Origin of the sequence: Neobacillus sp. B4I6, from assembly GCF_050434045.1 — a bacterium.
In the GTDB taxonomy this organism is placed as follows: domain Bacteria; phylum Bacillota; class Bacilli; order Bacillales; family Cytobacillaceae; genus Neobacillus.
This window is the reverse complement of sequence record NZ_JBNPWB010000002.1, coordinates 3,634,479-3,647,863: the sequence shown is the minus strand read 5'-3', so window position 1 is coordinate 3,647,863 and position 13,385 is coordinate 3,634,479. Positions and strand designations below refer to the sequence as shown.

General features: G+C 37.8%; 13 protein-coding genes and 1 pseudogene. 13 read left to right on the top strand and 1 reads right to left on the bottom strand.

Going from position 1 to position 13,385, the window contains the following annotated elements; genetic code table 11:
• Position 1: 1 nt before the first annotated feature.
• The 13 genes and pseudogenes from QF028_RS20170 (at position 2) to QF028_RS20110 (ending at position 10,142) form a co-directional block, all read left to right on the top strand.
• Complete coding sequence (locus tag QF028_RS20170; protein ID WP_429468129.1) at positions 2–1,177, top strand: thiolase family protein; 1,176 nt, start codon at positions 2–4, stop codon at positions 1,175–1,177.
• Between the two features lie 44 nt (positions 1,178–1,221).
• A complete protein-coding gene (locus tag QF028_RS20165) occupies positions 1,222–1,683 on the top strand; it encodes a Zn-ribbon domain-containing OB-fold protein (protein WP_429468126.1) in 462 nt (153 codons plus the stop codon).
• Positions 1,684–1,695: 12 nt separating this feature from the next.
• On the top strand, positions 1,696–3,312 hold the full coding sequence (locus QF028_RS20160; protein ID WP_429468123.1) for an AMP-binding protein: 1,617 nt from the start codon (positions 1,696–1,698) through the stop codon (positions 3,310–3,312).
• A 2-nt stretch (positions 3,313–3,314) separates the two neighbouring features.
• The gene (locus tag QF028_RS20155; protein WP_429468120.1) at positions 3,315–4,256 is read left to right on the top strand and encodes an amidohydrolase family protein; all 942 of its coding nucleotides are present in this window, start codon (positions 3,315–3,317) and stop codon (positions 4,254–4,256) included.
• 75 nt (positions 4,257–4,331) lie between these two features.
• Positions 4,332–5,030 (top strand): CoA transferase subunit A, encoded by a 699-nt coding sequence (locus QF028_RS20150; protein WP_429468119.1) that lies wholly within the window; start codon positions 4,332–4,334, stop codon positions 5,028–5,030.
• A gap of 38 nt (positions 5,031–5,068) precedes the next feature.
• Entirely contained in the window at positions 5,069–5,704 is a 636-nt protein-coding gene (locus QF028_RS20145) for a 3-oxoacid CoA-transferase subunit B (protein WP_429468116.1), read from the top strand.
• A 264-nt stretch (positions 5,705–5,968) separates the two neighbouring features.
• Positions 5,969–6,163, top strand: a complete 195-nt coding sequence (locus QF028_RS20140) for a hypothetical protein (RefSeq protein ID WP_429468113.1) — start codon at positions 5,969–5,971, stop codon at positions 6,161–6,163.
• Between the two features lie 468 nt (positions 6,164–6,631).
• Positions 6,632–6,862, top strand: coding sequence for a Spo0E family sporulation regulatory protein-aspartic acid phosphatase (locus tag QF028_RS20135; RefSeq protein ID WP_429468110.1), 231 nt, complete (start codon positions 6,632–6,634; stop codon positions 6,860–6,862).
• A 430-nt stretch (positions 6,863–7,292) separates the two neighbouring features.
• A complete protein-coding gene (locus QF028_RS20130) occupies positions 7,293–7,721 on the top strand; it encodes a riboflavin kinase (protein WP_429468108.1) in 429 nt (142 codons plus the stop codon).
• Positions 7,718–8,023: a hypothetical protein gene (locus tag QF028_RS20125; protein WP_429468106.1), complete on the top strand. Its 306-nt coding sequence runs from the start codon at positions 7,718–7,720 to the stop codon at positions 8,021–8,023. Before QF028_RS20130 ends, QF028_RS20125 begins: the two co-directional genes overlap by 4 nt.
• A gap of 650 nt (positions 8,024–8,673) precedes the next feature.
• Complete coding sequence (locus tag QF028_RS20120) at positions 8,674–9,204, top strand: IclR family transcriptional regulator domain-containing protein (RefSeq protein WP_429472432.1); 531 nt, start codon at positions 8,674–8,676, stop codon at positions 9,202–9,204.
• Positions 9,205–9,225: 21 nt separating this feature from the next.
• Positions 9,226–9,481 (top strand): annotated as a pseudogene (locus QF028_RS20115) (heterodisulfide reductase-related iron-sulfur binding cluster); the annotation flags it as partial.
• A 157-nt stretch (positions 9,482–9,638) separates the two neighbouring features.
• The gene (locus tag QF028_RS20110) at positions 9,639–10,142 is read left to right on the top strand and encodes a flavin reductase family protein (protein WP_429468104.1); all 504 of its coding nucleotides are present in this window, start codon (positions 9,639–9,641) and stop codon (positions 10,140–10,142) included.
• A 1,326-nt stretch (positions 10,143–11,468) separates the two neighbouring features.
• Here QF028_RS20110 and nagZ read toward each other — a convergent pair.
• A complete protein-coding gene (gene nagZ, locus QF028_RS20105; protein WP_429468102.1) occupies positions 11,469–13,187 on the bottom strand; it encodes a beta-N-acetylhexosaminidase in 1,719 nt (572 codons plus the stop codon).
• Between the last annotated feature and the right edge of the window lie 198 nt (positions 13,188–13,385).

Here is a 13,385-nt window from a genome sequence, read left to right as displayed (position 1 = left end):
TATGAGAGATGTAGCCATAGTTGGTATTGGCCAAACAAAACATTCAGGAAACAGAGAAGATACCTATCAGGAATTAATCTATGAAACCGCACAACTTGCACTGAAAGATGCAAATGCCAGCATCAAAGATATTGATGCTGGAGTGATCTCCATCGTGCCCGATGCATTTATCGGAACCGTCCATCCGGAGCGCTGGGTAGCGGATACCGTCGGCGCAAAAGGGAAGCCGTTTATGCGGGTAAACACGGGTGGGGCATCCGGTCTGTCTGCTGTACAGGTGGGATATTACCACATTGCATCAGGTTTAGCTGACACGGTATTGGTTCTCGGAGCTGACCGAATCGGTGAAAGCGGGGATGCACAAACGATCTTAAATCGCATATGGGATCCTATTTATGAGCGTGCTATGCCTCTTAACACGATTACGATGCTTGCCTTCCAAGCGGTAAGGTTTATGGAAAAGTATGGAATGACAGAAAGGCATATGGCCATGGTTTCGGAAAGAAGTCATCGCAATGGAGTCCTGAATCCGAATGCCCATGTTCGCAAACAATTTACGATTGAGAAAATTTTGGAATCCAGGATGATTTCTTATCCGATCAAATTGCTTGATGCCTGCCCTAAATCGAGCGGTGGATGTGCTTTGCTTTTAACAGCTGCAGATCATGTGCATAAGTTTACGGATCGACCAGCCTGGATCCGAGGGATCGGACATTCTTCCGAAACGTATTTCATGGGCGATCGAGTGGGACCTAAGGTAGAAGGTGATCATGCAGATAGTCCAGCCCTGACAAAAGCGGCGTTCGATGCGTATAAGATGGCAGGAATTACCGATCCCATCGCCGAGATTGATGTGGCTGAATTATATGCTCCGTTTAGCAATATAGAGCTTCATGCCATTCAAGATGTTGGGCTAGTTGAAGAAGGGGAAATCCTTACCAAATTGGAAAACGGCCATTTCGAAATCGATGGAGGAATGCCGATCAATCCTTCTGGTGGCGTGCTATGTGCCAACCCGATTGCTGCAACAGCGATGATCAGGGTAGCAGAGGCTGCATTACAGGTCACGAACCGAGCAGGAGCACATCAGGTGAAAGGGGCCAAAAAGGCACTTGCAACGGGAATCGGTGGAGACCATCAATTCTTTGGTGCTGTAGTGCTTGAGGGGACTTATTAATTTTCTCATTATTAAAAAATAAGTGAAAAACGAAAGGGGTAAACATGATGGAAAATTTAAAAATAATGGAAGAAAAATGGGATATTACCTATCAGCATTCGCTAGGGGAAACAGCCGCTCATTTCTATCAAACGATCATCGATCAAGAGAAAATTTTAGGTCGCAAGTGTGATTGTTGTAATCGTGTCCTTGTAGCACCTCGTGCTTATTGCGACCGTTGCTTTGAAAACACAAGCGACTGGGTTGAAGTTGGTTTAGAAGGAACGGTAGAGATGTATACAGTCGTGTATCAAGGGTTTAAGGGACTTCCAGCCCCACCCTATTGTATCGCCTATGTGACATTAGATGGTGCGGATACAGCAATCTTGAATTATATCAAAGGAATCGAGTGGACAACGGATAACGTAGCTCAAAACATTAAAGTAGGTGATCGCGTAAAGGTCAAATTCAGCGACCGAAAAGAAGGAAGAATCACTGATTTTTGGTTTGAAAAAGTGAATGGTTAGGAGGAAAAAGTATTGAGACCCAAAAGCCGCACTTTATCAGGTTTACTAGACGAACTCGCAGAAAGATACGGAACAAAAGAAGCACTATTTTTCGAAGACCAGATGCTTACTTTTGCGGAATGGAAGAAAAAATCAGAACTTTTCGCTAATGGTCTTTACAGACTTGGTATTCGCAAGGGAGATCGGGTAGCCGTTTTGATTAGTAACCGTATAGAATGGTTTGTTGCGATGTTCGGTATAGCTAAAATCGGTGCAATTGGTGTGGCCGTCAACACTTGGTACAAAGCGGACGATATCGAATATGTACTAAGACAATCAGGGGCAAAAGTACTTGTGACGATGGATCGTTTCTTAAAGAACAATTACATCGCTCACTTGCAAATGATTGTTCCTCAGATCAACGATCCAAGTCGCAATCAAATGGAAGCTGACCATTTGCCGGACTTAAAGCAGGTTGTTGTTCTGGGGGACGATGTCCCTCCTGCGGCCATAGCTTACAAAGAACTTTTGCACCAAGGTTTAGGTGTTAGAAATAACGTTCTCCAAGAACAGGCACCATTACCAAACGACATTATGTATATATTGTATACTTCCGGTTCGACAGCTATACCGAAAGGGGTTACCTTATTGCATGGTGATTTAATTCAAAATGGATACAACATTGGAGAACGCCAACATATTGATGAAGGAGATCGCCTATGGTTAGCTGTACCGCTGTTTTTCAGCTTTGCTTCAGCTAATGCAATCTTGGCATCGCTAACTCATGGTGCAGGAATCGTTATTCAAGAAAATTTTGATGCAAAAGTTTCCATGGAACTTATAGACAAGCATCGATGCACTATTTACTATGGAATGCCAGTCATGACACATGCTATCTCCAATCATCCAGATCGCCAAAAATATAACCTCACGTCTTTGCAAAAAGGACTTACAATTGGTCCGAGTGATGTAATCAAAAAAACAGCTGAATTGGTTCCGAATTTATCAAATGTATACGGATCAACAGAAACCTACGGAAATTGTTGTGTCAGTGACGGGCTTTATGATAGAGAAATTAGATTCGCTAGTCAGGGAAAACCGCTTCCTGGAGTTGATTTGAAAATTGTTGACCCAGATACGCGGATATCACTAAAGCCTGGTGAAGTCGGTGAAGTTTGTGTTAGAGGATATATCACTCCAGGGTATTATAAAGATGAAATTAATACAAAAGCCGCAATAGATAAAGATGGGTATTATTTGAGCGGTGATGTCGGTTATGTTGACGAAAATGGTTATTTTTATTACGTTGGTAGAATTAAAGAGATGATTAAAACAGGAGGAATTAATGTTTCTCCATTGTCCATCCAGGAATGCTTGTTGACTCACCCTGCCATTAAGGAAGCTCATATCGTCGGTGTGGACGATTCGGTAAAAGGGGAAGTCATAGCAGCGATCCTTGAATTAAAAGAAGACAGAGTATTATCCGAAAACGAAGTGATCGAGTACTGCAAAGAGAAACTGCCAAGCTACAGTGTGCCGAGATATGTCCAATTTTGGAAAGGGGAAGAGTTTCCCTTAACAGATACCGGTAAAATGAATAAGCGACTAATTAAAGAAAGGGCCAACAGCCGTCTCGGGGTGAAGGGATAAAGATGATTATTGATATGCACATGCATATTTGGGCACAGGAATATATACCATCCAAAATGCGCTATAGTTGGGCACGTTTAGCAGCTAACCGAAAATTTCCTTTCCGCAATCCAGATGACATTTATCCCAAAGTCAGCGTCAATTATTCAGATCCACAAGGAACCTATACCATGGCTGAAATGGAACAGGCCGGGATTGATGTATCGGTTTCGATGCTGGTTGATTACAGTGTTCTTTGTGGAGAGGAAGCAGAAGTTCCTCTTGTGAAGGTGATGGAAAGTTACAGCCAGCTCCAGGAAACCTATCAAAATCGCTTTTTTGCATTTGCTACCGTGGACCCTCGGCGAGAAAATGCGGTAGAAATATTGGAGTATGGCATTAAGGAGTTGGGCTTAAAGGGCTTAAAATTATATCCAGGAGCAGGATTCTATCCAGCAGATGAGGTTTGTTTACCTCTCTATGAAAAGTGTTTGGAATGGAATATACCGGTTACATACCATACGTCAACGGTTCAGGCACCTTTGATTCAACGGTTTACCCACCCCATCCACATCAGCGATGTCCAATCCTTGTATCCGGATCTTCAGATCATTTTGGCGCATGCAGGTAAAGGGCATTGGTGGAAGGATGCGGTCTCTATTGCAGCAGCCCATCCCAATACGTATTTGGAGCTTTCCATGTGGTCAGATATTGCATTCAAAAATATGGAAGACTTTCATAGAAAACTAGCGTTTATGCGGGACAGTGTTGGAGCACATAAAATTTTATTTGCTAGCGACAATTGTGCTGGTGCTGCTACAGAGGACAGTAAATCCTGGCTTCCGCGTTGGGTGCAGGTTTTTAAGAATCTACCTGAAGCAGCCAAACAATTTGATATTCATTTTACCCAAGAAGAGGTTGACCTAATTTTAGGGGAAAATGGTAGAAGACTATTGAAGATATAGGTAGGTGTGTTTGAGGATCACATATAACAATTTGTAATCAGCTGATCAGATACGGTAAAAAAGGGGTAATGGAATATGAAAGGAAAAATCATAGATTCATTCGAGAAAGTGATTCAGGAAATTCAAGATGGGGCAACATTAATAGTTGGAGGATTTGGTTTATGCGGAATCCCTGAAAAAGCGATCCTTGCTTTACGCGAGAAAGGAACAAAAGATTTAACGATTGTGAGTAATAATTGTGGAGTAGATGATTTCGGTCTGGGTCTTCTATTGGAAAATAGGCAAATTAAGAAAATGATTTCTTCTTATGTCGGGGAAAACAAAATTTTTGAACGTCAATTTTTAAGTGGAGAACTAGAAGTAGAACTGGTCCCTCAGGGAACATTGGCTGAACGCATTCGAGCGGGAGGGGCTGGAATCCCTGGGTTCTATACCGCAACTGGAGTGGGAACTCTAATTGCGGAAGGGAAAGGACATAAAGAGTTTAATGGACGAACCTATATTTTAGAAAAGGCGATTGAAGCCGATTTCGCTTTAGTGAAAGCGTGGAGGGCTGATCCGTTCGGAAATCTTGTGTATCGAAAAACGGCTCGTAACTTTAATCCTTTAGCAGCCATGGCAGGCAAAATCACGATAGCTGAAGTGGAAGAAATCGTTGAGATTGGAGAATTGGATCCAGATAAAATTCATACTCCCGGGATTTATGTTCAGCGTGTATTATCAGCAACAAACTATGAAAAGAGAATTGAAAAACGTACCGTTGTATCAGTCTGACTATTCAAAAATAAGTAAAATAAATGGAGGATAATCTTATGAAAGATGTTAGATTAACCATCGTAAAACGTGCGGTTCAAGAGATAAAAAACGGAATGAACGTTAATTTGGGTATTGGAATGCCAACCCTTGTGGCTAATGAGATACCCCAAGAATACAATGTTCTCCTACAGTCAGAAAATGGTTTGTTAGGAATTGGCCCTTATCCGATATCAGGTGGGGAGGATCCAGATCTCATAAATGCAGGAAAAGAAACCGTGACAGCTATACCCGGTGCTTCTTATTTTGATAGTGCAGAATCTTTTTCGATGATCCGCGGTGGGCATATTGATGTAGCAATTCTTGGAGGAATGGAAGTTTCCGAGAAAGGTGATTTGGCCAATTGGATGATCCCAGGAAAAATGGTTAAAGGAATGGGTGGGGCCATGGATCTTGTACAGGGGGCAAAAAGAGTGGTCGTCATCATGGAACACGTAAATAAGCAAGGAGAATCTAAGGTAAAAAAAGAATGTACACTTCCTTTAACCGGACAACAAGTGGTACATCGATTGATTACGGATTTGGCTGTATTCGATTTTACATCCGAAGGAATGGTTCTTGTTGAAACACAAGAGGGAGTTACGGTGAATGAAGTTAGTGAGAAAACGGAAGCTTCTTTTAAAATAGCAAGATAATACAAAATAGATTGTAAGTTAGAATATAGTGAAATGAACCATCTTGAATATATTATAAAAAACTTAGATAAGAGGCACATCTATAGTCTATAGTGCTATGAAGGAACTGGATAGAGTAATAGAGGGTTAAATAAATTGAATAGTTAAATATTTATTTGGATCAATCTGTGGTAATCAGTTTTGGAATGTACTGAATTTAGGTTAGGTCATAAGATCTCTGATTCCATCTTGAGGGTCTTAATTATGAGAATAACTGGAGGATCAATGGATATTGTACAGGTTCACAACTGTTGTTCTTGTCAAACGTTTTTGGGATGGAGATTTGAGTCTGAGGAAGGGGATGATGCCATTGATATTTTTGAGAGTCAGATTGGATCATATTCGAATGAAGAGACCGATAGCAGTAAAATTACCGTATTTTTCCAGTGGTGTAATCAAATGAATACTGTAAAGGGGTAAGATTAGAAATAAATGAAATTGTAGAGATAGAAAACATGGGATACGAGGAGAATTGTTCGTAAACTCCTTATATAAATAGCGGTAACCGAAATAAATAAGGAAAAATTAAATTTCAACGGATTATTACCCTATTAGAACATCTTAGTTGCTCTCCGATCCCTGTTATGATTTCTTCTGAATCATGATTATAGACATAAAAATATTAGAGCCTAAATCAAATGAAAGGAAGGTTCGATGTATTTTATCATGTACAACCAAATGGAAGAAAGGATTTATCAAGATATCATTTACGGTTACACGGATAGTAAAAAACAAGCTAATTATCTATTGGAAAAATGTCAGAATTGTTAGTAGTCAAAAGACAAGTGCCAATCAAGTATGGATAACTTCACAAATATAAACTATTTGTCTAAAAATTTTAGAAAATAAGAGGTTTTTCGATAACCGATGTTTTAATAGATAAACCTAATGATTGATAAATATCTCGAAATGTGCAATTTTTTGAAAGGACTTGAAACTATGTTCTTATATCAACCTATATTATTGCAGGTACAAATTAAAAAATGTCGTGACAAGCTATACTCAACAGCAAAGAGTAAAGGTAATGTAAATGATCCCGAAGTCATAGAAGTGAGTCAGGAATTAGATAACTTAATCGTTTCATTACAAAAAATTATGATGAGTAAAAGGATATGTTAATTGCACAATCACATCCCATTTGTATAGAAATGTAAGAAATTAAAGATGATCGAATGCTGCTTGGTTTACTTCCATGGGCAATGGAAAGATTTTGGAGTATATGACACTCCACTTTTCGCACTATTCTATCCGATTGAGGATACTTTTCTCCCAAATTTAAGACTTTATCTCATTCCAGGACATGTATTCCCATTGATAAGTGCTAATGAAGGGTTGTAGAAAGACACGGTATCACCGAGGGAGTCATAAGCTTTGTAAAAATTATGAACAGCGAGCCTGTCGCTTAATTATACGAAATATTAAATGATAGAGGTCACCTTGCGAGTTTTAATGAGCTTCAAAAACTAGCTGAATCACATAGAATTCAGCTCGTCGCCTTAATCCAGATTTTAGAACTCCACTTACATTTAAGAAATGAAAAATCTAGCCTATGAAAGGAACAGATGTTGTAATGAAGAGAAATATCTGTGCGATGAAAGGTATAGTTATCAAAGGGAGGCAACTGGGTAGAACAATTGGATTCCCCACTGCGAATTTATCCTTGAATTCAGACGTTCCTTCAATAGAGCAAGGTGTATTTGGGGTACAAGTGTTTCGGGGAGCTAACCCATATTATGGAGTGACGAATGTGGGACGCAGACCTACCCTTGACGATGGCCTTCCTTTAACCTACGAGGTCCACCTGCTAGATTTCAATGAAAATATCTACGGTGAGGAATTAGGAGTTGTGGTCTGTTTCCATATTCGGAAAGAAGAGAAGTTTAACAATCTGAATGAACTAAAACAACAGATTGATAAGGACATAGCTTACTCTAGAGAGTACTTTGAGAAATATAAAATTATAGGGTGTTCAGTATGACAGAAATTAGCTTGGAGCAAGATTCGCAGCAAGCTGTTCATTTGCCGGATTTGCACTTTGTTCAACTTTGCGAGAAAGAGTTTGGATTAAACAGAGGAATGTATAATACCATAGATTTTTGGTTTTTTGCTAAAGGAATCTCAGATATCCGATACCGAAGAGAACGAATCCTCCACTTTTTAAAATCCGTACCTGCTCTTAATCAAAAAGGAAAGATTAAATTTGGTCATGGAGGCCTCTCAGCCTGCTTAGCAGGATATTGGGATGGAGAATACAACTTTTATGAAAAAAGGGGTGGATAGACTGTCACTTCTTCAGGTAATCCCAGTTATCATCGCACATCTAAATTCAGATAAAAGTTGATTGTTGGCATTGGCAACCAATGGAGCTTCATGAACTGGATTTTGCTGGGTGAATTTAAAGAAGGATTGTATTACCTCAACCCCTCTGAACGTGCAAGTTAGACAAATTTCATATGAAATTGAAATCGGATTTACAATCCTATAATGTAAATTAATGAGATAGGGAATATCCTCTACCCCTGTGTTAAACAACGTAGCGTTGAAACTAACAGGTCGGATATGATTGCACATACTCCTAATTCTTTTGTGATTACAGAAATCAATGATGACCTCATGAAATTAAATATTATATTCAGATAACTTAACGCAGTCTAACGCTATGCAGATAACTCCATTCTATCAACCAGTTAATATAAAGCGCTTTTTTCTCGCTGAAATCAAGAGCAACTTTTTCAGAGAAATACCTAGAAATGGAGAGAGTCGTGCAATACTTAGCAAGTGAAACAAGTGATCTGGGGGACGCAAAACAAAGCAGTGATACTCCGAATCTTGCAATTCCACTACTGCGTCCTTCTCTTGACTATTTCTCTCGGTTTCTTCTTTTCCTTGTTCTATATCATTTGAGAAACTCTGCAACTCAATATAAGTAAATTTCTCATCACCTATCTCCCAAACCGTTTTTAACAACAGAACGTTTAGCTAGCAGCATAAGCAACAAGGCTAATAAATATCATAAAACCTACTCTAAACTTGATCATGTTAAAGGAAAGCCATTTATCCTTGCAATAGGCTCATTTGAACAGCCGTTCTTTTACCTGCAAGGCATAGGTGCAATACAAAGAGTACTATATGGCCAGGTAAAAGCTGAGTATAGAGGAAATAAAACACCCAGCTATGATTCGCTGCTGAATCAGTTGGCCGACATTCGAGAGAATGGATTCGTGACTTCCTTCGGAGAACGTGTAGAGGATGGGGTTGGTGTTAGCGTCCCAATTTTTGATTCCACGCAGAAGGTCATCGCCAGCTTAACGGTAGTTGGAGCCTCGGGAAGAATGACAAGAGAAAAAGTCGATAAAATCCTTCCTTTGGTTATAGATTTTGGTAAAACCATTTCGAAGGAACTGGGTTTCAACCCTAATTTGGAAATGACCCGTGGGATGAATGCAGCGGAGTTTGTATAGGGGACTCTTGTAAAGTTTATTCCGCGTCAAATTCTTACCTTGATTCCTGGTATGGAACTCTTAGAAATGGAACGTAATAAACAAGATTCTATGTGTTTGCGGGGCTGGTGGTGGCATGATGTGGATAGAAGAAACCCAAGGAAAACGGATAAATGTAGAACGCACAGAACAAGCTCTTCAACTTAATCCAACGATGATTGGAAGTAATTGTCCAAACTGCTTGAAAGTCAAAAAAATGGATATTGCAGAGATTGTTGAACGTTCATTGGCTGGATAATAGTTAACAAGGGTTGCCCATATAGGGTGTGTACCCACTTCTTACCAAAAAATAGGGAACGTAGTCATGTTGGTGTTAACTATTGATGAAAATTAATTAATAGTGAACAAATATGTGGGAGTTTAATCTCTCAAATAAATAAAAGGGAGCGGTAATAATGACAAAAGACACAAATCAACAACTATTTAAAGAGGTAATGGGCAGTTACCCGACAGGTGTAACAATCGTAACAGCGACAGATCATGATGGCAACCCAGTAGGATTAACTGTAAACTCGTTTGCTTCAGTTTCTTTGGATCCTCTTATGGTTCTTTGGTCAATTGACCATAAAGTATCAACGATTAAAACGTTTACAGAACTTGGAAAATTCGCTATTCATATTCTTGCAGGGGATCAGCAAAAGCTTTGTAAGACATTCGCGAGCAAAAATATAGACCGCTTTAGTACATGCAAGTGGGAACTTTCCGAAAATCAATTACCGATCATTGAAGGTGCGTTTGCAGTCCTTGAGTGCGAGACATTTAAGACGGTCGAAGCAGGAGACCATACGACCTTAATTGGAGAAGTAACTAATATTCAAAAGGGCGAAAAGGATCCGATGTTGTATCACCGCAGACAATTCGGACCAATTCCAGCTGAATTTTACCCGGAAACTAAATAAAAATAAAAGGGATTGAGTGAAACACTTAATCCCTTTTCCAAGGGGATATAAAAAGTGATTGATTTTGGGGGAAAAATAGTAATCTTTACTTTTGATGGACATACTCGTATTGGAGCGTTTACTCAGGTGCTAGACATAAACTATACTTTCCAGGCTCTTTAGAAAGTGGTGAAAGGAAAATTTGTTCAAATGAAATTGCTGAAGCGTATATGAAGCTTACTAAAGACCCGTTTCTATTAAGGAGTATTCCTGTAATGAAGAAATTTGAGGATTGAATGAAAAAGAGCCTCCTTGGTATAGTACAGGGTGTCAATGCTCTCAAAATGGGGGAAACTCCTCTCAACTTTTTATTTGAATAACCGATAACCTTATAAGTTGCATGGTTACCATACAACTTACAGTTAGACTTCCTTTGTATTTTATAAAAGACTACATAATAGTATAAGTATTCTGAAATATTGACAATACAAGTTTTTTGATTGAAGTGATCAAGAAATTAGATGGAAAAAACTGATTATATAAACATAAGAAAAACACACAAAAAAGTGACTGGTACTAAAGACCACCCACTATGTTTGCTACTATCTGTAAAAGTAGAGCATGATTATCAAAATCTACACAATGATAGAGACCTGTCAATTATAAGAGGAACTCAAACCTTGATTTCACTTGTTTTCTTTTTGACGGCCAAAATTGGAAGAAAACTGTAATAGACTGATTAATGCTTTGTTCTAAGATTAGTGAACTTACACTCTCCTTTGATAACATAGACAGAGTTTCCAATTCTGTTAAATCAAAGCTCCACTTATTATAAAGTTTCAACAATCGGATGATTCTTCAAAAAATCTACAGAGAAAAATCCCTGAATTTATCAGGGGATTTTTCTTTTTCAAAACCATTAATTGTTTCCCATGAATTTCAAAAATAACAAGACTAGTAATAAAACTAACCATATATTACGGTACCAATCAATCGGTATTGGATGATTGGTTTATACAATGCAAAAAGCCCAGCCAAGTCAAAGGAAATAAGCATATTTCTTTTTTCTTTGAAAAGACTGGGGCTATCTTAAATTTAATGAAAACGGTCAGTTTTCAACATTAAGACTTCATCTTTCTACCATCTTAATCGTAAACCGATTAAGAATTTGATTTATAAAATATATCGTTAAAATTATTAGTTGGCTTAATTTCTAATATCATTCATGCATGTTTATATATTTCATACATTGCGCTTTTCCTTGAGGTGCCTTGTATTTTCTTCTAATTGTTAAAAATATTTTTCTAAAATTACCTTACTTCAAAAAAATGTTTTATTACATTTAATTTAACTTGCCATATTATATTTAGCTAGGGCTGAGTTATATATAGAGTAATGATCAAGAGACAAGATTTGAGTCCTAGTAGAAAAAACAAACTTTAAGGTATGGGTTCCAACTGTATAGCTGATAATTTCTTCCTTGTTACTTGTTTTAACATCTGATTTCGGAGAACCAAAATATTTCTTTATATCCTCTTTGGTTAAGGTTTTTAAACTCGGATCATAAGATCGAATCTCAAACAATTGCTGCCCTTTATTATAAGCCACAACAACATTTTTTTTGCTATATGTGCAATAAGTGCCTTTAGCTGTATCAACATAATCACATTTATCTTCTTTTCCCCAGATCTTTCTTACTTCATCAATTGTGGTGCTTTTTAGATGAAAATCAGAGTTTAGTATCGAACCATCCTTTGCTTTAGTTGCTATATTTAAAAGTAATTTACTCTTTGCTATATTCGTTGTCGTAGTATTTGAAATAGTTGTTGTTAGTTGATAATTTAGATTATTTACATTTACAGGTGAAACTTTATTATTATTAATATGATATTTATGTTTCAAAGTTAAAATCCTGTATACACTCTTATTTATAGTATCTTCTGAAATAGTATGATTTGTCACTGCTGAATAAATACTGTTGTAGACAGTAGCCACATTTTCCATTCCATGACCAACTAAAATAATGTCGCTCCCCGCATTTACAGCCCTTACAGCTGCATCTTTCAACTTGTAGTGCTTTACAATAGCACCCATTGTCATATCATCTGAAATGACAACCCCCCCAAATCCATATTGATTACGCAATAGATTTGTAATAATGGTTTTGGACATAGATGCCGGATAATTAGGATCAATTTTTTGAACTAATATGTGAGCAACCATCACCATATCAGCGTGATTTTTGAAAGCATTGTTAAAAGGAACTAATTCAACCTTTTTTAGTCTTGTAAGATCATTCTTTACTAATGGTAGTTCCAAATGAGAATCAACGGAAGTGTCTCCGTGTCCAGGGAAATGTTTTACAACCGGAATGATTTTCCCAGAACCGATACCTTTCATCATGCTAACCCCCAGTTTTGAAACAACACTGGAATTTGATCCAAATGAACGGTCCCCAATAACAGCATTATTAGGATTACTTTGGATATCTAGAACGGGAGCGAAATCTGTGTTAAATCCGAAAGCTTGCAATTCAGTTGCGATTACCTTACCGATATTAAATGCGTATTTTTCATCATTTTTATTTCCAATGATTCTTGCACTGGGTGTGTTTTTGATTGATGATGGCATTCGGTTTACCCTTCCACCTTCTTGGTCGATGGATATAAATAATGGAATCTTATTCTTGCTGTTTGTAGCTTTAATATTATTTGTTAAGTTTACTAATTGAGGAGCATCCTTAACATTCGTTTGATATAGGATTAACCCGCCCAGCTTGTATTTATTAATAAGGGTTTGTGTATTTGTGTTAACAGTTGTACCATCAAAACCTGCGATTATCATTTGCCCGATTTTCTCATTTAAAGTCATCTTTTTTAATTGCTCTTGAATGGGATCTATCTTAGGTGGTAAAGTTGTCTTTTGGCTATCTTTAGTTTGGCTAGTATTCATCTCTTTTTGTTTATCCATTTTATCACTATTATTATTTGTATTATTCTGTGAACAACCATTAATAAGTGTTAATGTACTCAAAATGAACAGCATTTTCATCATCAACTTTTTCATAGTGTTGCTCCTTCCAGTAAAAATCTAATGATTATTTTTCTATTCGATTTAGACACTATTTTGTACCGTATCTCCATATTTTTGAAATAAATAATCCACCTACTATTGTACCAATTATCCCCTTAAGTTACCGCCAGTTAAAAATAATCCGTTAGCGATATCAGGAGCTTCTGGAGCCGAAAAGGTAATCCAATATTG

What these genes read in the sequence shown, in the direction of transcription:
- QF028_RS20170 (WP_429468129.1), top strand. Translation starts at nt 2, where the DNA reads ATGAGAGATGTAGCCATAGTTGGTATTGGCCAAACAAAACATTCAGGA.
- QF028_RS20165 (WP_429468126.1), top strand. Translation starts at nt 1,222, where the DNA reads ATGATGGAAAATTTAAAAATAATGGAAGAAAAATGGGATATTACCTAT.
- QF028_RS20155 (WP_429468120.1), top strand. Translation starts at nt 3,315, where the DNA reads ATGATTATTGATATGCACATGCATATTTGGGCACAGGAATATATACCA.
- QF028_RS20150 (WP_429468119.1), top strand. Translation starts at nt 4,332, where the DNA reads ATGAAAGGAAAAATCATAGATTCATTCGAGAAAGTGATTCAGGAAATT.
- QF028_RS20145 (WP_429468116.1), top strand. Translation starts at nt 5,069, where the DNA reads ATGAAAGATGTTAGATTAACCATCGTAAAACGTGCGGTTCAAGAGATA.
- QF028_RS20140 (WP_429468113.1), top strand. Translation starts at nt 5,969, where the DNA reads ATGGATATTGTACAGGTTCACAACTGTTGTTCTTGTCAAACGTTTTTG.
- QF028_RS20135 (WP_429468110.1), top strand. Translation starts at nt 6,632, where the DNA reads ATGATTGATAAATATCTCGAAATGTGCAATTTTTTGAAAGGACTTGAA.
- QF028_RS20130 (WP_429468108.1), top strand. Translation starts at nt 7,293, where the DNA reads ATGAAAGGAACAGATGTTGTAATGAAGAGAAATATCTGTGCGATGAAA.
- QF028_RS20125 (WP_429468106.1), top strand. Translation starts at nt 7,718, where the DNA reads ATGACAGAAATTAGCTTGGAGCAAGATTCGCAGCAAGCTGTTCATTTG.
- QF028_RS20110 (WP_429468104.1), top strand. Translation starts at nt 9,639, where the DNA reads ATGACAAAAGACACAAATCAACAACTATTTAAAGAGGTAATGGGCAGT.
- nagZ (WP_429468102.1), bottom strand. Translation starts at nt 13,187, where the DNA reads ATGAAAAAGTTGATGATGAAAATGCTGTTCATTTTGAGTACATTAACA.